18 protein-coding genes and 1 tRNA gene are annotated in these 21,823 nt (G+C 63.2%); 6 read left to right on the top strand and 13 right to left on the bottom strand.

The window, feature by feature from the left end:
• Positions 1 to 54: 54 nt before the first annotated feature.
• The 4 genes from nagZ to NKJ40_RS17120 all read right to left on the bottom strand — a co-directional run bounded on the left by nagZ (position 55) and on the right by NKJ40_RS17120 (position 7,921).
• Positions 55 to 1,074 (bottom strand): beta-N-acetylhexosaminidase, encoded by a 1,020-nt coding sequence (gene nagZ, locus NKJ40_RS17105; RefSeq protein ID WP_254818318.1) that lies wholly within the window; start codon positions 1,072 to 1,074, stop codon positions 55 to 57.
• A gap of 116 nt (positions 1,075 to 1,190) precedes the next feature.
• Complete coding sequence (locus NKJ40_RS17110; RefSeq protein ID WP_352467013.1) at positions 1,191 to 4,784, bottom strand: SPOR domain-containing protein; 3,594 nt, start codon at positions 4,782 to 4,784, stop codon at positions 1,191 to 1,193.
• Positions 4,785 to 4,887: 103 nt separating this feature from the next.
• Positions 4,888 to 6,645 (bottom strand): arginine--tRNA ligase, encoded by a 1,758-nt coding sequence (argS, locus tag NKJ40_RS17115; RefSeq protein WP_352467014.1) that lies wholly within the window; start codon positions 6,643 to 6,645, stop codon positions 4,888 to 4,890.
• Positions 6,646 to 6,706: 61 nt separating this feature from the next.
• Entirely contained in the window at positions 6,707 to 7,921 is a 1,215-nt protein-coding gene (locus NKJ40_RS17120; protein ID WP_352467015.1) for a deoxyguanosinetriphosphate triphosphohydrolase, read from the bottom strand.
• A 73-nt stretch (positions 7,922 to 7,994) separates the two neighbouring features.
• On the opposite strand from NKJ40_RS17120, the gene erpA reads away from it, so the two are divergent.
• From erpA to NKJ40_RS17140, 4 genes are all read left to right on the top strand, one after another.
• A complete protein-coding gene (gene erpA, locus NKJ40_RS17125) occupies positions 7,995 to 8,342 on the top strand; it encodes an iron-sulfur cluster insertion protein ErpA (RefSeq protein WP_352467016.1) in 348 nt (115 codons plus the stop codon).
• A 2-nt stretch (positions 8,343 to 8,344) separates the two neighbouring features.
• Positions 8,345 to 8,734: a VOC family protein gene (locus NKJ40_RS17130; protein WP_292663810.1), complete on the top strand. Its 390-nt coding sequence runs from the start codon at positions 8,345 to 8,347 to the stop codon at positions 8,732 to 8,734.
• A gap of 30 nt (positions 8,735 to 8,764) precedes the next feature.
• Positions 8,765 to 9,559 carry an exodeoxyribonuclease III gene (xth, locus tag NKJ40_RS17135; protein WP_352467017.1) on the top strand — a complete coding sequence of 265 codons (795 nt, stop codon included), beginning with the start codon at positions 8,765 to 8,767 and terminating at the stop codon, positions 9,557 to 9,559.
• A gap of 77 nt (positions 9,560 to 9,636) precedes the next feature.
• Entirely contained in the window at positions 9,637 to 9,954 is a 318-nt protein-coding gene (locus NKJ40_RS17140) for a hypothetical protein (RefSeq protein ID WP_352467018.1), read from the top strand.
• A 23-nt stretch (positions 9,955 to 9,977) separates the two neighbouring features.
• Here NKJ40_RS17140 and NKJ40_RS17145 read toward each other — a convergent pair whose 3' ends face one another.
• The 3 genes from NKJ40_RS17145 to NKJ40_RS17155 all read right to left on the bottom strand — a co-directional run bounded on the left by NKJ40_RS17145 (position 9,978) and on the right by NKJ40_RS17155 (position 14,025).
• Positions 9,978 to 10,814, bottom strand: coding sequence for a tetratricopeptide repeat protein (locus NKJ40_RS17145; protein ID WP_352467019.1), 837 nt, complete (start codon positions 10,812 to 10,814; stop codon positions 9,978 to 9,980).
• Positions 10,801 to 12,525 carry a dihydroxy-acid dehydratase gene (ilvD, locus tag NKJ40_RS17150; RefSeq protein WP_352467020.1) on the bottom strand — a complete coding sequence of 575 codons (1,725 nt, stop codon included), beginning with the start codon at positions 12,523 to 12,525 and terminating at the stop codon, positions 10,801 to 10,803. The genes NKJ40_RS17145 and ilvD overlap by 14 nt, the downstream gene beginning before the upstream one ends.
• Before the next feature lie 279 nt (positions 12,526 to 12,804).
• Positions 12,805 to 14,025 (bottom strand): OmpP1/FadL family transporter, encoded by a 1,221-nt coding sequence (locus NKJ40_RS17155; protein ID WP_352467021.1) that lies wholly within the window; start codon positions 14,023 to 14,025, stop codon positions 12,805 to 12,807.
• A gap of 75 nt (positions 14,026 to 14,100) precedes the next feature.
• Between NKJ40_RS17155 and NKJ40_RS17160 the strand changes: the two genes are divergently transcribed.
• A complete protein-coding gene (locus NKJ40_RS17160) occupies positions 14,101 to 14,406 on the top strand; it encodes a hypothetical protein (RefSeq protein WP_352467022.1) in 306 nt (101 codons plus the stop codon).
• Here the strand turns inward: NKJ40_RS17160 and NKJ40_RS17165 are convergent, their stop codons facing one another.
• From NKJ40_RS17165 to NKJ40_RS17185, 5 genes are all read right to left on the bottom strand, one after another.
• A complete protein-coding gene (locus tag NKJ40_RS17165; protein WP_352467023.1) occupies positions 14,407 to 17,190 on the bottom strand; it encodes a valine--tRNA ligase in 2,784 nt (927 codons plus the stop codon).
• Between the two features lie 386 nt (positions 17,191 to 17,576).
• Positions 17,577 to 18,446, bottom strand: coding sequence for a DUF2497 domain-containing protein (locus NKJ40_RS17170; protein WP_352467024.1), 870 nt, complete (start codon positions 18,444 to 18,446; stop codon positions 17,577 to 17,579).
• 198 nt (positions 18,447 to 18,644) lie between these two features.
• Positions 18,645 to 20,036, bottom strand: coding sequence for a TolC family outer membrane protein (locus NKJ40_RS17175; RefSeq protein WP_352467025.1), 1,392 nt, complete (start codon positions 20,034 to 20,036; stop codon positions 18,645 to 18,647).
• 186 nt (positions 20,037 to 20,222) lie between these two features.
• A complete protein-coding gene (locus tag NKJ40_RS17180; protein WP_352467026.1) occupies positions 20,223 to 20,891 on the bottom strand; it encodes a protein-L-isoaspartate O-methyltransferase family protein in 669 nt (222 codons plus the stop codon).
• Between the two features lie 89 nt (positions 20,892 to 20,980).
• Positions 20,981 to 21,054: transfer RNA gene (locus tag NKJ40_RS17185), tRNA-Cys, on the bottom strand.
• Positions 21,055 to 21,269: 215 nt separating this feature from the next.
• On the opposite strand from NKJ40_RS17185, the gene NKJ40_RS17190 reads away from it, so the two are divergent.
• Positions 21,270 to 21,470: a hypothetical protein gene (locus tag NKJ40_RS17190; RefSeq protein WP_352467027.1), complete on the top strand. Its 201-nt coding sequence runs from the start codon at positions 21,270 to 21,272 to the stop codon at positions 21,468 to 21,470.
• Positions 21,471 to 21,533: 63 nt separating this feature from the next.
• On the opposite strand, the gene NKJ40_RS17195 is transcribed toward NKJ40_RS17190, so the two are convergent.
• Entirely contained in the window at positions 21,534 to 21,794 is a 261-nt protein-coding gene (locus NKJ40_RS17195; protein WP_023676401.1) for a hypothetical protein, read from the bottom strand.
• Positions 21,795 to 21,823 lie beyond the last annotated feature (29 nt).

Consider the following 21,823-nt stretch of genomic DNA (forward strand, 5'->3'; position numbering starts at 1 on the left):
GCGGCCTTGCCGGCCTTCAGGTCCAATGTTTCCGCCACTTCGCTTCCTTTGATGCTAGGCCACCGCGTCGAAATAACTGGCAAATTCGGCCCGAATCTCGGTCTCGTCCGCCACGTCACGGTTCCTGATATAGGTCAGCGCCCGCTCCGCGCGCTCAAACGACTTGCCTTCCAGCCCGGTCGTGCGCGATGCAATGCCGGCCATCTCCTCGAACACGCCGTTGCAGTGAAGGACCAGATCGCAGCCCGCCGCAAGGATAGCGGCCGCCTTTGACGGGAAATCCCCAGAAAGTGCCTTCATCGAGGTGTCGTCGCTCATCAACAGCCCGTCGAAGCCGATTTCGCCGCGGATGATCTTTTCGATGACCTTGCCGGATGTGGTGGCCGGGTTCTTCGGGTCGATCGCGCTATAGACGACATGCGCCGTCATCGCCATCGGCAAATGGTTGAGCTCCCTGAACGGGGCAAAATCATGCCGCTGCAAGTCGCCGATCGAGGCGTCGACGGTCGGCAGTTCGAAATGCGTATCGGCGAAGGCCCTTCCATGACCGGGAATATGCTTCATCACCGGCAGCACGCCGCCCGCCATCAGGCCTTCCGCCGCGGCGCGACCCAATTCGATGACGGCGCGCGGCTCCTTGCCATAGGCGCGCGCGCCGATGACGTCGCTGGCGCCCTCGATGGGCACGTCGAGCACCGGCAGGCAATCCGCCGTGATGCCGTAGCGCAGCAGGTCGAAGGCATGCAGCCGCGCCATCAGCCATGCGGCACGGGTGCCGGCGTCATGGTCGTCGCGCCACAAGGCGCCGAGTGCACCGGCAGCCGGATAGTTCGGCGCCAGCGGCGGCCGTAGGCGCTGCACCCGGCCGCCCTCCTGGTCGATGAACACCGGCGCATCCGCACGCCCGACGCAGTCGCGCATCGCGGCGACCAGATCGCGGATCTGCTCGGTCTCGCCGATATTGCGCGCAAACAGGATGAAGCCCCACGGGCATTCGTTGCGATAGAAACGGATCTCGTCGCGGGTCAGTGATTTCCCGGCGCAGCCGAGGATCATGGATTTTGATTCGGTCATGCGGAACAGTTTAGAGCTTCGCGCCGACAAAGGGAATCGCCCGCAATTGCCTTCAGAGGTTTCCGTTCACGCAAAAAAGCCGGCGCGGACGCCGGCTTTTCGAGAGGTTTTGGTGCCTAGTGGGACACGAAGCAATTGCCGCCGGCAGCCTTGTAGCTGGTGCACAGTTTGATCGCCTCGTTGCGAGACTGCGCCGGAACGCGGACGCGGTAGAAGGTGCCCTTGCCGGCAATCTCGGCCTTGACGATGTTGGCGGTGCGGCCGGAAAGCACGCTGCCGTAGCGGCGCTGCAGATCCTGATAAGTCGCCTGGGCGCTTTCGACTGTCGGCTGCGAAGCGATCTGTATCGACCACGAACCAGCGCCGGCCGCGGCCGGATCGATGGAAGCGACCTGATCGGGCTTGACCTCGCCGACCACGTCGACCGGCTGGTCGGACGGGCGCTGCGGCGCCACCGGAACCGTGGCCGGGGTGCTGGCGGACTGCTTGCTGGCCGACGGCTTGGCTTCAGCCTTTGTGTCGGGCTTGGGCGCCGGCTGCAGCTTGGAGGTTTCGGCCTGATCGCCGCTCGCCTGGTCGCCAATCTTCGGATCACTTGTCAATTGGTCGATCAGGGGCACGGTGCCGGTCTGCGCCGCGGCGTCGGCCTGGGCGGCCGGAGCCACGTGCTGCGGCGCCGGATCGGCCGGCTCGGCAGCAGCCATCTGCGGGGCGGCGGGCGCCGGATCCTCGCGCGCCACGAGCGAGCCGTCAGGTTTCACGACCATGGTCCGTACCTTGCGCGGCGCAACAGCGACGATCTCGGGGGTTGCACCCTTCTCGGCCTCCTGCAGAACCTGCGCGATGCGATCCTCGGACTTGGGCGCCGGTGCGGCGGCGGTTTCGGTAGCGCCAGCCGCATTGGCGCCAAGCGCATTGGTGTCAGGCGCGCTGGTGTCACGCGCGTTGGTGCCAGACGCATTGCTATCAGACGCCTCGGTGCCGGGCGCGTCGATATCGTCCGCGGCATCGGGGTCATTGGGCGAAAGATCGACGACGCGGCTCTCCGGTTCGTTGGCTTTCAGGTCCACGGGCTCTTCGGTGTTGGTAACCAGCTTCTGCTGAACCGGCTCGGCGGGCTTGGCGCCCTTGACCACAGCGTCATAAACCTTGTTGTCCTGGTTCGGCACGACGGTGCCGCCTGGATTTTCCGGCTTGATCTTGATCGGCCTGTTGTCGGCCTTGACGATGACCGGCGCATCGCCGCCGCTCTTGCCTCCGAGGGTCAACGCAAAGGCGCCAAGGCCTCCGGCGATCGCCACGGCGCCGACCACCGCACCTATCAGCAGCCCGCGCCTGCGCGGCTGCCTTTCGGCCTCGCGTTCGGCGAGGCCCGGAACCGACATCTCCTCGTCCAGTTCGGGATCGTAGTCGAGCTCATCGAAGGTGAAATCGTCGGCTTGCGAAACCGGCTGGCCGCCAGGCAATGGGCCCAGATCGAAACCGTCCGCTGCATCGGCATAGGAAGCGGCCGCCGCGCTGACGGGGGCTTCCGCAGGCTTGGCGCCATAGGCGCGCGTCTCGCTACGATCTTGCTTATAGCCAGACACGAAGCCGGCATCGTATTCATCGTCATAGCCAGCACTGCGCACCGGGGCAGGCGCTATATCCGTGGCATTCATTTCGGTGAGAAGGCTGGCAAAATCGGCATCGAGATCGTCGTAGGCGGGCGCCACCGGCTCGTCATCGTCGAAGTTGAGCTCCGGAATGTCGAGATCGTCCGCCAGCGCCACGACGCGCTCGGGCACGTCGACCGTCTCGACATCGGGCATCTCGTCATAGGCGGAAGGCTGCTGATGCGAGCTTGGTGCAGCTTCCGTGTAGGCGGGCCGATCTTCATAGGATGGCCTCTCTTCGACCGGTGCGGCCCGATAGGACGGCGTTGCAGCCGGCTGCGGCGGTGGTGCCGGACGCGCCGAAGCTACCGGCTGGCTTGCAAAAGCGGGCTGAGGCTGTGCGACCGGTGTCACGCGGCTCCACGAGCGGGCCGGCTCGGGCGGCGTGGCGCGTGTCGTCAGCCAGTTCAGCGCATCGAGCGGGTCTTCTTCGGCAGCAGCTGCCGCACTCTTGTCGGCCGAGTCATGATCCAGGCCGATGTTCCTGGCGAAGTCGGCATCGAGCGCATCGCTGTCGAGATCATCCGCGGGTCCGGCAGCGGCTTCAACACCGAAATCCTCGCCTTCAAGCTCATCGAGGAGGACACTGCCAAGATCGGCGTCATCGGCGGCACTGGACTGCGGCGGCTCAGCGGGCTCGTGCTCGTCGAGTTCCCAATCCAGCTCGTCGACAGCATGCACCGGTTCGTTGGCGACGTCTTTGACCGCCGCCATTGGCTGTTCAGCGGCCACTGCTGGCTTCTGAATTACCGGCGCGATAGGCTGCTGAACAGCCATCACGGGCTGCTGGGCAGACTGCTGGCTTGTCTGAGGTTCGTTGACCGCTTGTGCCGGCCGTGTGCTCATCGCACCGAGCAGCGCGTTCAGTTCGTCTTCCAGGCTGCGTTCCTCAGCCACTGGGGCCGTCGGGACGACAGCGGCTGGCGCCACTGGTTCGGCCGCAACTTGCGCCACGGGCTCTTCGGCTTCCTCGGCAGGCGCATCGTCGAAGCTCAGATCGAAATCGTCGTCGAACGCCGCTTCAGCGGCCGTGCCGGAAAGCCGGGCGGCCTCTGGGTCTTCGATAAACTCTGGTTCTTCGATTTCGGCAGGCCCGTTCGAGCGAACGTCGAAGTCCATGTCGACATCGGCCATGGCATCATCGAGATGGCCGGCAAGATCCTCATCGGCCGAGACCGCCTCAACCGGCGATGCCGGGGCGGCGACGTTTTCCGCCGGCTCATGCTCGTCGAACATCAGCTCGTCTTCGAGCGAGCTTGCAACGGCATCGTCGAACTCGTCATCGAACGCAGGCGTGGCCGCTTGCGCGGCGGTTTCAACGGCGACGGTCTGCTCCATCGGCTCATGCTCTTCGAGCATCAGCTCGTCTTCGAGCGAACTTGCCACGGCATTGTCGAACTCATCGTCGAAGGCGGGCTCGTCGACCGGCTCGATCGCCCCGGCTGCGGCCCTGGGTTCATTCTCGCCGGTCACCGCGATCTTGGCCGTCACATCGTCGTCGTGCCGAAAATCCTGGTCGACAGAGGCGGCAAGTTCGTCGTCACTCGAAAGGTCGTCCTCGAACGGCGACACGTCTTCGAGCGAGCCGGCGACGGCGTTATCGAACTCGTCGTCGAGCTCCGGCTCGACGGCGGAAGCGAATGCCGTTTCGGGGGCGGAGGCAATTTCGTCGGCGGCAACAGAAGTGGCCGCAACAGGAGCAGCATCATCCGCCGCACTGTCGTCGAACGCGAAATCCTGTTCGAACGAGGCAGCAAGCGCGTCCTCCATTTCGTCGGCGGCGGCCGGTTCGGGTGTCGGCTCGCGAAGCTTGGCAGAGGAAGCATTGTCATTGGCGTCGGCGCCGAATTCGCCCATCAACTCCTTCTCGAGATCGATCTCGAAATCGCCCTCGTCCACCGACGGTTCGGCGGCAGCGGTTTTCGGCTGGGCCGGCGTTTGCGGTTTGACCGGCTGGCGCGGGTCGAACCCCATGATCCTGGTCAGTTCCGCGAACGGATCATCGTTGGCGATGTCGTTGTGGTCGGCTGCTCTCAGCTGGGTTCTGTCTGCCATTATTGTTCCCGAACTCGCACTCATTCGGACGCCATGGACGTCGCGTAGGGTTGGCCCTTACCAGCGCAATGTGGGCAAAAGGTGACAGGTTTTTTACTCAAACCTAACGCATTTCGGTGGGCGCATTGGCTCCGATCAGCGTCAGGCCGGACGTCAAAACGTCCGAAACAGCCTGCACCAGCCCTAGTCTGGCATGCGTCAATTGTCGGTCGTTAACCTTAACAAAACGTAAGTCGGGATTGTCGGTGCCCCGGTTCCAGTGTCCGTGGAAGCTGGAAGCGAGTTCGTAGAGGTAAAATGCCAGCCGGTGGGGCTCGAGCGCGAGCGCCGCGGCTTCGATCAGCCGAGGATATTCGGCGAGCTTCCTGATCAGGCCGATCTCCCCCTCATCGGTCAGCAAAGCCACTTCGGCGGCCAGCTGGTTGCGGTCGAACATGGCCTCGCCCAATTGCTCGCTCGCCTGCCGGAACACCGAATGGCAGCGCGCCGAGGCATACTGCACGTAGAACACCGGATTGTCCTTCGACTGCTCGGTCACCTTGGCGAAGTCGAAGTCGAGCGGCGCGTCGTTCTTGCGGTAGAGCATCATGAAGCGAACTGCATCTCGTCCAACTTCTTCGATGACCTCCCGAAGAGTGACGAAATTGCCAGTTCGCTTTCCCATCCGCACCGGCTCGCCGGCGCGAAAAAGCCTCACCAGCTGGCAAAGCAGCACGGTAAGCTTGACCTCGTCGCCGGCAATCGCCCGGGCAAGCGCTTCCAGCCGTTTCACGTAGCCGCCATGATCGGCGCCAAGCACATAGATCAGGTCGACGAAGCCGCGATCGACCTTGTCCTTGAGGTAGGCGACATCGGCGGCGAAATAGGTGAAGGTGCCGTCCGACTTGACCAGCGCCCGGTCCATGTCGTCGCCGACCGCGGTCGAGCGGAACAGCGTCTGCTCGCGGTCCTCCCAGTCGTCCGGCTTCTCGCCCTTGGGCGGCGGCAGCTTGCCCTTGTAGATGTGGCCCTTCAGCGTCAGGTCGCTGATCGCCGAGCGTATCTTGCGGGCGTTGTTCGCATGCAGCGTCCGCTCGGAGAAGAAGACGTCGTGATGCACGTTGAGCAGCGCCAGATCCTCGCGGATCATCGCCATCATCGCGTCGATCGTCCTGTCCTTGACGATGGCAAGCGCCTCCTCGTCCGGCATCTGCAGCAGGGAGCGGCCGAATTCGCTGGCCAGCGCCTGGCCGACCGGGACGAGATAGTCGCCTGGATAAAGCCCGGCCGGAATGTCGCCGATTTCCTCGCCGAGCGCCTCGCGGTAGCGCAGCATGACTGAGCGGCCGAGCACGTCGATCTGCGAACCGGCATCGTTGATGACGTATTCCTTGGTCACGTCGTAACCGGCGAAGGCCATCAGATTGGCGAGCGCGTCGCCGACCACGGCACCCCGGCAATGGCCGACATGCATCGGGCCGGTCGGGTTGGCCGAGACATATTCGACATTGGTTTTCTTGCCGCCGCCGATAGTCGAGCGGCCGTAATTGCGGCCTTCGCCGAGCAGCGCCGTCAGATGCGCCTGCCAGAAGCCGTCCTTGAGCCTGAGATTGACGAAGCCCGGGCCGGCGATCTCGGCGGCCGCGATATCCTCGTCGGCGCGCAGCGCCTCGGCCAGCCTTTCGGCCAGCGCGCGCGGGTTCTGGCCGGTCGGCTTGGCCAACACCATGGCTGCGTTGGTCGCGAGATCGCCATGGCTGGCATCGCGCGGCGGCTCGACGGCGATGCGCGACAGGTCCGGCGACACGCCATCCTTGTCTTTCAAATCAAGCGCTTCGACGGCCTTTATGATTCGCGCGTTGAAATCGGCGAAGATGTTCATTGCTGTGGCTCTGACGGTTTTGCAGGGATCCGGCTCGTTGGCCGGCAAAATCGCGCCCGCCCTAGCTCAAATCCGGCGTATGGTCAAACAAACGCCTGTGTTCCTTGAGCGCATAAGTGTCCGTCATGCCGGCCAGGAAATCGGCAACACTGCGCGCCTTGACGCGGTCCTCTGCCCGATCGAGCCCTTCGCGCCAGCCATCCGGCATAGCGCGCGGATCGGCGAAATAGACGTCGAACAGGTCCCTGACGATCTGGTCGGCATCGGCGCGCACCCGCATGACCTCCGCATGCCGGTAGAGGTGTTTGTAGAGAAAGGCCTTCAGCTCCTTTTCCAATACGGCCGTCTCGGCGGAGAAGCTCACCATCGGCTCGCCGGCCGCCCTTACCGCTTCGGCGGTGCCGGGCTTGATGCGCGCCAGATTGGCTGTCGTCGAGACGATCACGTCCTCGACCATGATGGTGATCTGCCGGCGCATCAGCTCGTGGCCGGTGCGTACGTCATCGAGCGCCGGATAGCGCTGACGCACGCCCTTGAGGATCGACCCCGGCAGCGAGACGCCCTCCAGCATGTCCAGCGTCAGCAGCCCTGCCCTCAAGCCGTCATCGATGTCGTGGGTGTTGTAGGCGATGTCGTCGGCAATCGCCGCGCACTGCGCCTCGATACCGGCGAAGCGGTCGAGCTCGAGGTCGTGCAGTTCGGAATAGTCGCGGATCGCCTGCGGCACCGGCCCCTTCAGCCCTTTGCCCTTGGCATCGGTCAGCGGACCATTATGCTTGACCAGCCCCTCCAGCGTTTCCCATGTGAGGTTCAGCCCATCGAACTCGGCATAGCGCCGCTCCAGCCGCGTCACCACACGCAGCGATTGCGCATTGTGATCGAAGCCGCCCCAGGCGGCCATCTTCTCGTTCAGCGCGTCCTCGCCGGTATGGCCGAAGGGCGTGTGGCCGAAGTCGTGCACCAGAGCCACCGCCTCGGCCAGGTCCTCGTCGCCGCGCAGCGCCCGCGCCAGAGCGCGTGCAATTTGCGCCACCTCGATCGAATGCGTCAGCCTTGTGCGGTAATGGTCGCCTTCGTGTGCGACGAACACTTGCGTCTTGTGCTTCAGCCGGCGGAACGCCGTCGAATGGATGATGCGGTCGCGGTCGCGCTGGAACGGCGTGCGCGTCGGGCTTTCCACCTCGTCGAACAGCCGCCCGCGCGACTTCGCCGGGTCGCTGGCATAGGCCGCGCGCGGCCGATAGCCGAATCCGATGTCGCCCAACTCGTTGGTCATAGCGTATGCCGCAGTTGACTTGCCCCGTCGCGCTTCATACCTATCATACGAAACCGAAAGCAAGGTGACGCCCATGGGCGCTGATGCCAAGACCGCCATGAAAGTCGAGATGACCGACGCCGCCGCCAAGCGGATCGCCAAGATCGTGGCGAGCGAAGCCGGTAAGACGGCCCTGCGCGTTTCGGTCGAGGGCGGCGGCTGTTCCGGCTTTTCCTACAAGTTCGACCTGGTCGACAGGCGCAATGACGACGACGTCGCCATCGAAAAGGACGGCGCCACCGTGCTGATCGACGACCTGTCGCTGGTCTATATGGGCGGCTCGGTGATCGATTTCGTCGACGATCTGATGGGCCAGTCGTTCCAGATCAGAAACCCCAATGCGGTCGCCTCCTGCGGCTGCGGCACCAGCTTCTCGATCTAGAAATGCCCGACATCGGCGCGGTCCGTCAGGTCGCGCTTTCCGCCGGACGCGACCTCGATGCAACGCTGGCGTTCTGGCGCGAGGTGCTCGGCATGAGCCTGCACGCGCGTTTCGATCCGCCGGGCATCGCCTTCATCTTGGCCGGTGACGTGCGCCTGCTTTTCACCGACGGCCTGCCGGCCGGCACCGTCTATCTCGACATATCGGGCCTCGAAGAGTTCCACGCTTCGGCCAAGGCCGCCGGCGTTCCCTTCACCGCGCCGCCGGCGCTCGTCCATCGCGACACCGAAGGCCTGTTCGGCCAGGCGGGGGAAAGCGAATGGATGGCCTTCCTAAAGGACCCGGCAGGCAATACGATCGGCCTTGTCGAACGTCATCCACCGGATCGCTAGTCTCCGGACCACCAGCCTATCGAGGCCGTCATGAAAATCGTCACCTGGAACATCAACGGCGTCCGCGCCCGCATCGGCAATTTGACCCATTGGCTGACGGAAAGCGCGCCAGACATCGCCTGCCTGCAGGAGATCAAGACCGTCGACGAGCAGTTTCCCCGCGCCGAGATCGAGGCGCTCGGCTACAATGTCGAGACTTACGGCCAAAAAGGCTTCAACGGCGTCGCCATCCTGTCGAAGCTGCGTTTCGACGAGGTCAATCGCGGCTTGCCGGGCGACGATGCCGACGAACAGGCGCGTTTTATCGAAGGCGTGTTCTCGACCGACAAGGGCGCCTTGCGCGTTGCCTCGATCTATCTGCCGAACGGCAACCCGATCGACGACGAGAAGAAGTTCTCCTACAAGCTTTCCTGGATGGCGCGGCTGGAGCGCTGGGCCGAGGAGCGGCTTGCACTGGAAGAGCCGCTGGTTCTGGCCGGCGACTACAATGTCATCCCCGAGCCGGCCGATGCGAAATATCCGGAAAACTGGCTAAGCGATGCGCTGTTCCAACCCGCAACGCGGCAGGCGTTTCGCCGCCTGAAGAATCTCGGCTTCACCGAAGCCGTGCGTGCCGTCACCGACGCCCCGGACGTCTTTACGTTCTGGGACTATCAGGCCGGCGCCTGGCAGAAGAACAACGGCATCCGCATCGACCACCTGCTTCTGTCGCCCGAAGCCGCCAATTGGTTTTCCTCGGCTTCGATCGAAAAACAGGTGCGCGCCTGGGAAAAGCCCTCCGACCATGTGCCGGTGGCGATCGATCTGGCGTTGCGGCCGGCCTGACCAGAGCTGCTGTCCGGCGGCACATTGATAAGTGGACCTCTTATCGCCACAAATCGCGCGTTTGATGAGAAATCATCATGGTGGCTGGGGTTCCCATGACTACTCGATTTGCACTCTGCCTGATCGGCTGCGCGCTTGCGATGGCGGTGGCCACGCCGGCTTTTGCCGATGCAGAGTGCCTGGCTAACGGAAAATCATTCCAGATCGGCCGGGTCGCCTGCCTGACGCTTGCAGGCCAAAGCTACCTCGCCCGTTGCGAGATGGTGCTCAACAACACGTCCTGGACAAAGCAGCGGGATGGCTGCCCGGAGAACACGCTGGCCCCACATCTGCAGGGCACGCCGATCTCAACACCGGCGCCCGGCGGCGTGCCGGCGGAACCGACCGCGAACTGATTTAAATCGACAATCCCGCCGACCTATTGGTCGCCGCCACCCTTGGTGAGGATGTCGTCGGCCAGCGAGATCGCGGTGCGACGGTCGGCTTCGCCGGCGGCCGCAAACGCTTCTTCCTGCATGCCGCGGATCCATGGCTGGTCGGCGGGTGGGGCCCGTTCGAGCGCCGCGGTCATCATCGCCAGCCCCCGCACGATCTTGCCGCTTTGGAAGAGCAGGTTGCCGAGCGTCGCCTGCGCGCCCGCATGGCCCTTTTCGGCCGCCAGCTGGAACCAGCGTCCGGCCTGCTTGACGCTGGCCTTGACGCCGCCCTCGCCCTTGAGGAACATCTGGCCCATCTCGAACTGGGCGTTCGGGTTGCGGTAGTTGGCGGCGGCACGCATGTAATATTCCTGGGCCGCCACCTCGTTCTCCTCGATGGGGCTGCCGGGAATGCCTTTCCTCAGATAGTCGCCAAGCGCCACCAGCGCGTCCGAAACATAGCTTTCCTCCGGCGAACCGGGCTCGACATCCTGGTCGACGATCTCGCTGAAGAACTTGAATGCCGCGTAGTCGTCTCGCGCCACGCCATCGCCTTCGGCATACATGCGTGCAAGCTTCCAGGTGGCACCGATCTGGCCGTTCTCGGCGGCATATTTGTACGCTTCCGCGGCCTGCTCCTTATGGCCGTTCTTGTAGGCGGAAAAGCCGAACTGGAACACCGCCCACGGGCTCGACTGCGGCTTCACGCCGGTCTTGTCGTCGAACACCTTGTCGTCGAAGGCCATGGCCTGGCCGACGGCGCCCAAGGTCGCGCCAAACGTGGCGAGCGCAACCAGTGCCGAAAGGACAGACGACCTCAACAACTCAGATGTCCGCATAGCAGTGTGTTTCTTTGGCACCGCCGGGATGGGTGACCGCGCCGTCGCGGGCAGATCCGACCGTCTGTGCGTATTTCCAGATCGCACCCGACTGATAGTCGGTCGTGCGCGCCTTCCATGCCTTTGCCCTCGCCGCCAGTTCGGCTTTGGACAATGCAACCTCGATCGTGCCGTTCACCGCATCGATCGAGATCAAGTCGCCATCCCTAAGCAGCCCGATCGGGCCGCCCACTGCCGCTTCCGGCCCGACATGGCCGATGCAGAAACCGCGCGTTGCGCCCGAAAAACGCCCGTCGGTGATGAGCGCCACCTTGCCGCCCATGCCCTGGCCGTAGAGAGCCGCCGTCGTCGACAGCATTTCGCGCATGCCCGGGCCGCCGCGCGGACCCTCGTAACGGATGACGAGAACCTCGCCTTCCCTATAGTTGCGATGCGTAACCGCTTCGAAACATTCCTCTTCCGAATCGAAGCAGCGCGCCGGACCCGAGAATTTCAGCTCCGCCATACCAGCGACCTTCACGATCGCGCCTTCCGGGGCAAGGTTACCCTTCAAACCCACGACCCCGCCGGTCTGGGTAATCGGCCTGTTGGCGGGACGGACCACATCCTGGCTGTCATTCCAGGAAACATGTTCCATATTTTCGGCCAAAGTGCGGCCGGTCACCGTCAGGCAATCGCCATGAAGATAGCCATGGTCGAGCAGCGTCTTCATCAAGAGCGGAATGCCGCCGGCCTCGAACATGTCCTTGGCGACGTATTTGCCGCCCGGCTTGAGGTCGGCGATATAGGGTGTTTTCTCGAATATCCTGGCCACGTCGAAAAGGTCGAACTTTATCCCGGCCTCATGCGCGATCGCCGGCAGATGGAGCGCCGCGTTGGTCGAGCCGCCGGTGGCCGAGACCACGGTCGCGGCATTTTCCAACGCTTCTATAGTAACGATGTCGCGCGGGCGGATGTTCCTTGCGATCAGCTCCATGATCTTTTCGCCGGAAGCGAAATTGAAGCGGTCGCGCATCTCGTAGGGTGCCGGCGCGCCGCAGGAATAGGGCAGCGCCAGGCCGATCGCCTCAGCGACGGTGGCCATGGTGTTGGCGGTGAACTGGGCGCCGCAGGAGCCGGCCGACGGACAGGCGGCTTGCTCGATCTCGAGCAGCTCGGCGTCGCTGATGGTGCCGACCGAATGCTGGCCCACCGCCTCGAACACGTCCTGTACAGTGATCTGCCGGCCACGGTAGCTGCCGGGCAGGATCGAGCCGCCATAGATGAAGATCGACGGTACGTTGAGGCGCACCATGGCCATCATCATGCCGGGCAGCGACTTGTCGCAACCGGCCAATCCGACCAGCGCATCGTAGCAATGGCCGCGCATGGTGAGCTCGACCGAGTCGGCGATGACCTCGCGCGACACCAGCGACGACTTCATGCCCTGATGGCCCATGGCGATGCCGTCGGTGACGGTGATGGTGCAGAATTCGCGTGGCGTGCCATTGGCGGATGCCACGCCCTTCTTGACCACTTGCGCCTGGCGCATCAGCGAGATGTTGCAGGGTGCTGCTTCGTTCCAGCAGCTGGCGACACCGACCAGCGGCTGCGCGATCTCAGCCGACGACAGCCCCATCGCATAGAGGTAGGAGCGATGCGGCGCCCGCTCGGGACCAACGGTCACGTGGCGGCTCGGCAGCTTGGCCTTGGAGATCCCTCTGGCGTCCATACTCGTCCTTGCCGCGGGCGGTGCGGCCTGCCTCTTCGCCTAGCCTTTTGGCGCGTGTCCCGAGACAAGTTCGAGGTGCGCCGGGTTTATGGCGGGAAATGGGCAATGTTCCCGGGCGGCCGGGTGGCGCGAGGGTTGTTCAGAAACTGTTGCCAAAACGTCACAATTACAGGAGCGAACATCATGGGGACAATTGTTGCGCCGGCCGAATGCCGGACGCCACGCACCCAACGAAGGGCCGGGCAGTGCCCGGCCGTTTTGTCGTTTAAAAATTAATAGTTAGAACTTGATCTTGACGGAAGCCGAACCGGCGAGAAGCAGGTCGTTGCCGTAGGTATAGGTGACGGCATTTGCCACGTCGCCGACACCGCTGAAAGTCGATGACCCGCTCGTCAGCACACCGATCGAGCCGCCGAGCCTGACCTCGACCTGATCGTTCGGCGAATAGGAGACGCCGCTGGCCACGGCCCAGGTATCCGACTGATAGCCGGAGGTCGTCGAGGTGCCGCGATCCCAGGTCAGCGAAACCACGCCCGACAATTGATCGGTGAACTTGTGACCGATACCGCCCGTGACCGTCCAGCCGTCGCGATAAAGCAGGTCGAATGAAACGGGCGAGGGAGCACCGGTTACCGGACTGCGCACGCCATTGATGGCAATGACGCCAAGCTTGCTCCACTCCTGCCAGCGGATGGAACCAAAGGCCAGCCAGCCAGGAGCTATACCGCTCTGCAGCTTGAATTCCAGAGCCTGAGGTATCTCAGCCGACGCCGAGACTGGGTACACGCCGGTAGAGCCAGGAACCAGATCCGCCGGAAAGGCGCCCCTGAAGCCGGTCGTGTCGACGGTTCCCGACAGCCCGTCATATTTGTAGCTGGAAGAGTACATCAGGCTGGCGCGCAGGGCGATCTCGGGGATCTCATAGGCTGCGCCCGCACGCCAACCCCATGCCTCGTCGGATAGCTTGAAGACGCCGAGACCGGTATTGCCGAAGGCGAGCAGTGTCTGACGGGAAAGAAACGCGTCTACCTGCTGGTAGGAGACACCGCCGATGAATCGCATGGCGCCCTTGCCGACGTTCACCTTATAGGAGCAGGTGAGACCGAAATCGTCTGTATCGACGGCGTATTTGACCGCTGTCGGTGAATAGGCGTTGTTCATGCCGAAATTTGCGTCCGCACCATACGGTCTCGTATAGGTGGCAAGACAGTCTACGGGCTCAAAGATGTTGGCCTTGATGCCGACATGCGGCACCGCATAGTCGCCACCAACATCCACCGCCGACGTCGACAATCCCGAGCCATCCAGACGCTGCACATTCTTGAGTTTGCGCTGTGGCGAAACATAGGTCACGCCCGCATCGAACGAATATGGCGCCGCGTCGAACAGCTGGTCGATGTTGACGCCGCCCCGGTCAAAGCCCCCGGCTTGCACCGTCCCAGCCAAAGCCAGCGAAAAAGCCCCCGCGCCCAGCAGCACTTTTAGACGCGAATAACACATGAATCTCCTCCCCGAAATATCCTTGCATCAAGCTAGAACCAATTCAGGTTAACGGCGCAACAACGAATTCGCCGTGTGTACATGTACACCTTGGCTGAACGCATTTCCGACAAGGTGTCGGCCTTCACGACAAGGCGGGAAAATGGCCGGCTCAATACAAATCGACGAGAAAACTCGGGAAAACCGCCTAAATCACTACAAAACGGGGCATTTTGCATGCCCAGCCAGCCATTGTTACATTACGGCAACAATGGGGCAAAAACATTCAGTTTGCCTCAAGATTTACGCTGCGGAATGCCTGTTTTCGTGCCAGGCGGCCTATCTGGAAAGCAGATTCGTGACCGGCGAATCTATCGCGGCCAGCCGGCCCAATTTGTTTGATCAGCCGGCCTCGCGTACCCGCGTCAATGCCACCGAAAGCTTCTCTTGCGCCTCGCGATATTCGGCGAGTTTTTCGCGCTCGGCCTCCACCACCTCTTCCGGCGCGTTGGCGACGAATTTCTCGTTGGACAGCTTCTTATAGAGCCGCGCTATTTCCTCGGTCACCTTGGCAAGTTCCTTCTGCAGGCGCGCTGCCTCCGCGGCAAGGTCGATCAGGCTGCCGAGCGGCAGGCAGATGGTCGCTTCGTTAAGCACGATCTGCGCGGAGCCCTTGGGTGCCGCATCGACCAGCGAGATGTCGCCGACCCGCGCCAGCCGCTTGATTGCCGATGCCTGGCGCTCCAGCCTTTCGTGTGTCGTGTCATTGGCACCGATCACCATCAGGGGAGCTATCGCCGCCGGCGGCACGTTCATTTCCGAACGCACCGAGCGGATGCCGGAGACGAGATCGACCAGCCAGTTGATATCGGCGGCGGCCTCCTCGTCCTCGAAGTCGGGCGACGGCCAAGCCGCATGACAAAGCAGCGACGGCCGTTGCCTGCCCTCGCCGGCGGTTTCGGCCCACAGTTCCTCGGTCATGAACGGCATCATCGGATGCAGCAGCTTATAGATCTCGTCCAGCACGAAGGCGACGCATGCCCTGCTCTCGGCCTTGGCGGCCTCGTCGGTGCCCATGAACACCGGCTTCAGCAGTTCCAGGTACCAGTCGCAGAACTGGTTCCAGACGAACCGGTAGGCGGCGCCCGCCGCCTCGTTGAAGCGGTATGAGGTGATGCCGTCCGTTATGTCCCGCGCGGCTCGCGTCAGCTCCGTCAGGATCCAGCGGTTGACCGCCAGCTTGGCGTCCTGCAGCCAGAAATCGTCGTCGCGCGCCACTTCGTTCATCTCGGCGAAGCGCGTCGCGTTCCACAGCTTGGTGCCGAAATTGCGATAACCGGCAATGCGGGCCGGATCGAGCTTAACATCGCGCCCTTGCGCTGCCATCACCGTCAAGGTGAAGCGCAGCGCATCGGCGCCGTATTCGTCGATGAGCTCGAGCGGATCGATGACGTTGCCTTTCGACTTCGACATCTTCTGCCCGTTCTTGTCGCGAACCAGCGCATGGACATAGACCGTGTGGAACGGCTCCTGGTCCATGAAATGCAGGCCCATCATCATCATGCGGGCGACCCAGAAGAAGATGATGTCGAAACCGGTAACCAGCACGTCGGTCGGATAATAGGTCTTCAGCTCCGGCGTCTGGTCCGGCCAGCCGAGCGTCGAGAACGGCCACAGCGCCGACGAGAACCATGTGTCGAGCACGTCCTCGTCGCGGGTCAGGATCTCGCCAGGCTGGAAATTCTCGAGCTTGTCCTCGACCCAGGCCTTCCACGGCCCTTCCAGCGCCAGATAATATTCGACTGCGGCACCGAGCGCTTCTTCCTCGGTTTTTTCGACAAAGACATGCCCGTCCGGCCCGTACCAGGCAGGGATCTGGTGGCCCCACCAGAGCTGGCGCGAAATGCACCAGGGCTGGATGTTCTCCATCCAGTCGAAATAGGTCTTTTCCCAGTTTTTGGGCACGAAATTGGTACGGCTCTCGCGCACCGAGGCGATCGCCGGCTTGGCCAGTTCCGCCGCATTGACATACCATTGGTCGGTCAGAAACGGCTCGATCGGCACGCCGCCGCGGTCGCCGTGCGGGACAGTGTGGCGATGCGGCTCGACTTTCTCGAGAAAGCCGCCCGCCTCCATCAGCTCGACGATCTTCTTGCGCGCATCGAAACGGTCGAGGCCGTCGAGGCTGTCCCAGACGGCCTGGCGCTCCGGCGTCACTTCCAGTCCGGCCAGAAAGTCCTCATTGTCCTTGAGGCTCACCGCCGCATTGACGGTGAGGATGTTGACCGCCGGCAGCCGGTGGCGCTTGCCGACCTCGAAATCGTTGAAGTCATGCGCCGGCGTGATCTTGACCGCGCCGCTGCCTTTTTCGGGATCGGAATACTCGTCCGCCACCACCGGGATCCTGCGGCCAACGATCGGCAGGATGAGGTTCTTGCCGACAAGATGCCGGAAACGTTCATCGTCGGGGTGGACTGCGACGGCCGTATCGCCCAGCATCGTCTCCGGGCGGGTCGTCGCAACGGTGATGAAGGTCTTCGGATTTTCCGGATCGAATGTCATGCCTTCGACCGGATAGCGGAAGTGCCAGAGATTGCCGTTGACCTCCTGCTGCTCGACCTCGAGATCCGAGATGGCGGTCAACAGCTTCGGGTCCCAGTTCACAAGGCGCTTGTCCTTGTAGATCAGCCCTTCCTTGTAGAGCGTCACGAACACTTCGAGCACGGCCTTGGACAGGCCTTCGTCCATGGTGAAGCGCTCCCGGCTCCAGTCGGCCGACGCCCCGAGCCGCTTCAGCTGGTTGAGGATCGCGCCGCCGGACTCGGCCTTCCACTCCCAGACCTTGTCGATGAACTCATCGCGCGTCAGGTCGCGGCGGTGGATCTGCTTTTCCATGAGCTGGCGCTCGACCACCATCTGCGTGGCGATGCCGGCATGATCCATACCCGGCTGCCACAAGACGTTCTTGCCGCGCATGCGCTCGAAGCGCACCAGAATGTCCTGCAGCGTGTTGTTGAGCGCATGGCCCATATGCAGCGAACCGGTGACGTTCGGCGGCGGGATGACGATGGTGAAGGCTTCAGCCCCCTCCTCGGCGCCGGCCCCGGCCCGAAACGCGTCGGCCTCTTCCCAGATCCTGGCAATCTTCGGCTCGACGGCTTTGGCGTCGTAGGTCTTTTCGAGCATGGGAAAACGGTCCGCGCTGTCCGGAATTTGTGGTCCGGTGTAAATCGGAAGGTTGTTGCCAAGTCAACCGCAAGGGCATGGCCGATAGATAGCGCCAGGATGGTTCGGTGCAACTCGCAGAACTGAATGTTGCACGGCAATCGCTTCAGGTTTGCGCTGCCCCTCATTGCCCTGCCGGGCATTTCTCCCCGTATAGTGACGGAGAGAAAGACGCCTGTACTGAAGCTTTCGCCAATCACGAACGTTGCGGAAAAGGCGCCGAGGTTGCGGTCAGCCCCTTCTCCCCGTCACTATACGGGGAGAAGGTGCCGGCAGGCGGATGAGGGGCAGCGCCGACTTCGACAATTCGTCGGTCGAGCGCCGCCCATTGGCGGCTCTCCGAATTGCTACTGCGCGCCGCGCGCGACGCGCTCGATTTCCTCGCGCACCAGCCGCTCGACCAGCGTCGGCAAGTTGTTGTCCAGCCAGTCCTGCAGCATGGGCCGCAGCATCTCCTCGGCCATCTCGTCGAAGGTCTTCTTGCTGCGGCTGGCAAACGCGTCGGAAAGCTCGCCGAAGGCGGCGGCAACCTGCCGGCCCGTATGCTCCGAAAGGATCGCCGGACGTGCGGGCGGCGGCTCGCTGACCGCCGGACGCGCCAATCCGATTTTCGAAGATTCCGGGCCGATTTTCGAAGGTTCCGGGTCGCTTTCCGAAAGCTCCGGCCCAATTTCCGAAGGCTCCGGCGCAGGTCCAGCAGTCGCCTCGTCCTCGAAAACCTCGGCCTCCGGCTCGGCGTCCGGCGTCCGGAGTGGCTCGGCGCGCTCCGGCTTGACCATCGCGTCGCCTACCGCGGCGATCTCGCGCCGCCAATCGGCAATGATGGTGTCGGTCGTCTCGGCGGCCATGGCTGTCGCAGGCCGATCCGGCTTTGCGGGCGGTGCGGGAGCGGCGTTCACCTCAGCCAGCGTCACCGCTGCTTTTACCGGGCCGGGGCGGAGCGGCGTTTCCAGGCGCTCAATGACCGGCGCGGCCGCTGGCTGCACCTCGGCCGACGTGGCCGGCTTGGCGATCTCCAGTCCGCCGCGCAGTTCGGAGCGGAACGCATCCCCCTCCGCTGCCCGTCCGGCTGCCGGCGCCGGTTGCAGATCCTGACGCAGCTCGTCCGCATCGCCCGGCTGCTTGCGGCCGGCATCGCTGTCCTCGATGATCCTTCTGATGGAAGCCAGTATCTCTTCCATGGAAGGTTCGCGCTGTACGCTGCTCGCCGTCGCCATCGTCACATCCGCCGCCCTTGTGACTCGTTCTCAGATTTCCTGTCCGGCAATGCCGGATTCGAATCATGGCAACAGCGTAACCGACGGAACGGCTTGCGAGAATCCCCAATCTGGCGACATCGCGGATTTCAACAGATTAGGGTCGGGAGTTGAAGCCCGCGCGTCGTTCGAGCGCGGGCTGAAAACACGGCTTGGTGATCAGCGGCCGTCGGGCGTGCGCAGGCCGATCCACTTGTCCTTGACGGCGTCGTAATGCTCTTCGGGCCTGTACTTCGTCACGTTGAGCGCAAGGCGCTCTGCCGACAAATGGCCAACCGCCGAGAGGATGGCATAGCTTGCCACCACCACGTCGCGTTCGGCGCTGACAAGATTGATCTTGGCGGTGATGAGGGTCGCCTGCGCGTTGAGCACGTCGAGCGTGGTGCGCTGGCCGACATTGCGCTCTTCGATGACGCCGTTCAGGGCAAGCTGCGCGGCGGCGACCACCTGCCGGTTGGCCGTGACGCTTTGCTGCGCGGCGGTGTATTGCGACCATGCCGAGGTCACCGCTTGGCGCACGGTGTCGCGGCTGACATCGACCTCGATACGGGCCTGGCTAAGTGATTCCTTTGATTGGCGAACCAATGCCGAGGTCCGGCCGCCGGAATAGATCGGTATCGTCAATGTCGCGCCGATGTTCGCCGAATTGGTTACGCCATCCTGTGTCGAGGAGAGCGAGCCGGGCGCGGTGCCGCGAATGGCGCTCGAAACACCTGCCGACGCCGATAGTTGCGGCAGCAACGCGCCTTCGGCAGACTTCACCGAAAACGCCGCCGCGTCGACCAGATGCGCGGTGGCGAGGATGGCCGGATGCTCGGCCGATGCGATCGCAATCGCCGCATCGAGGCTCGACGGCAACAGCTTCGACACCGGCGAAGCCGGCCTGAGCCTGCCCGGCTCGTCGCCGACGATCTGGCGATAGGTCGCAGCGCTTGCCAGCGCCGTCGCGCGGGCGGCGCTCAACTGCGCCACCGCGGAGGCACGCTGGGCGTCGGCCTGCGCGACGTCGGTGCGCGTACCTTCGCCGACCTCGAAGCGCGAACGCGCCGCACGCGCCTGCTCGGTCAGGAATTGCAGGTTCTGTTCGGTCAGCACGGCGACCTGACGGTCGCGGATAACGTCCATATAGGCACTTGCCGCGTTGAAAAGAGTGTTTTCTTCGGCGTTGCGCAGGCTTTCGAACGAAGCGCGGACCCGCGATTCGGCGGCCGCCACATTGTTCCTGGTCTGAAAACCGTCAAACAGCGTCTGGTCGATCTCGACGCCGAAGTTGCCGGTGGTTATCGAGATGTTTCGGTGCAACCGATTGCTGTGGCTGGCGGTATAATCAATACTTCCGGAACCAGTGATGGTCGGGCGCCAGCCGGACTTGGCGATGGCGACGCCCTCGTCGGTGACGCGGGCGCCGGCGCGTGAAGAATTAAGCGAGGAATTGTTCTGATAGGCCTTTGAAAGTGCCCCGAGGATGGTTTCGGCCGAGGCGGCCAGTGGAGAAAGCGCTGTCGCCGAAACGAGGACAGCGGTAAAAAGCAACTTGCGTACAGACGGCACGTTATATTCCCTCATTCGTTTTGCACGGGAACTGCGCCACGCTGGCTTCTCCTCTGATCAGCCGGCGCCGCGTTTTTTATCGTTCCCCCGCTGAAAGCCCCCAAGAAACACCCGGTTATGCAGATCAGCAACGATTGTTCAAACGCAAGCGATCATGACAACGCCTTCGCTGCAAGGCAAAATCACTCAGAATTCGAAGGCGGGAATGCGTTCGAATCCCGGTAGTGGCTTAATTGCCGCATTAAACGCGCGTCTTCCCGTTACAACCCCTCCAGTCTTAAAAAAAAGCCGGGCTACGCCCGAATTGCCCTGCCCTTCAACGGCGACGAGTCGGCCGCCTTCGGCAAGCTGATCGAACAGCGCCGTCGGCACCTCGCCGACGCTGCCGCCGATCAGGATGACGTCGTAAGGCGCCCTGGCAGCATGGCCTTGCGGCAGCGGTCCCTGGACCACCGTGACATTGCCGCAACCAAGTGCCGCGAGCGTCGACGTGGCGCTCTCGGCCAGCTCCGCATCGCTTTCCAGCGCGACCACGGACGTTGCCAGCCGCGACAGGATCGCCGCCGCATAGCCGGTGCCGCAGCCGACATCGAGTGCCGAATCGCTTGGGCCGACATCGGCCAGCTGCATCAGCTTGGCCAATGGTGACGGCTCCATCAGATAGCGCGGACCATCGGCCGTATCGGCAATGCGGATGTCCTCATCGATATAGGCAAGATCGCGCTGGCCGGCGCCGACGAAGGCCTCGCGCGGCACAACAAGCATCGCCTCGAGCAGCGGCGCGCTGGTCACGTCGGTGGTGCGGATCTGGCCGTCGACCATCTTCACCCGGCGTTCGGCAAAATCAGCGCTCATGTTCCAACCATCCGCTTGCCGCGCAAAGGCCGCGGCTGTTTCGACCGGAACTGAAGCCCCCTGGCGCTGACGCGCGGGAGCTCGGGCATTGGAGGCCTCGCCCGGAATCGAACCGGGGTGCAAGGATTTGCAGTCCTCTGCGTAACCACTCCGCCACGAGGCCTCATTGCTCCCGGCGTTCCACCCGGCTCCAATAGGTTGCGGCGAAAATGCCGTCAAGCGGCCACCATGCATTCCCAACGGTTCTTCCAACATCGAGGCACTGCTTATCAACGCCATGCCATGCTAGCAATAACATATTAGCTTATCGTTATGCATGATTCTCGGCGAGAGGAACCCGATACCGGCGATCACGTTGGGCAGAAAGGAGGCTCCGCCATGGCTCGAGCAGCTACGAAAGACGGCACACCGCGCGGATTGTCGCAGTCTGCAGAGCTTGTGCGCTATGCCATCGACCGCCTCAGCATAGAAGGCGCAAACAGCCTGCCGCCGCGCGACCGGGCGCGGCTGGCGTCGGCTACCGCCGTTCTCAAGGAGCTTTGCGAACGCTTGGAAAGCTGCTTCGACCAACCTCGGTAGTGCATAGGCGGAGCACGCCGCTCTCAAACAATTGCCGGTTTCCGGCCTGTCAGCAGGGCAACCTCAATCCGGCCGGCGCCGTCGCTCCCACCAGACGACGAAGCGGCGCCGGTGACGGCGCACCAACGCGAATTCGTAGGAGAGCACCAGCAATCCGATCGGTACCATCCAGAAACCCAGGATCGGCAGGAAGCCGAGAATGCCGCCGATGATCAGCACGACGCCGATCGCAATCCTGAGGCCGCGTGAGCGCGGCATGGTGAACTGGCGGCCGAAGACCGAGATTTTCCGGGCCGGTGGCTGTTCGTCGCTCATTGCCGTCATTTGAAATGTCGATCCATTTGCATCAGTAG

Source organism: Mesorhizobium sp. M0119 (assembly GCF_040322615.1).
GTDB lineage: Bacteria > Pseudomonadota > Alphaproteobacteria > Rhizobiales > Rhizobiaceae > Mesorhizobium.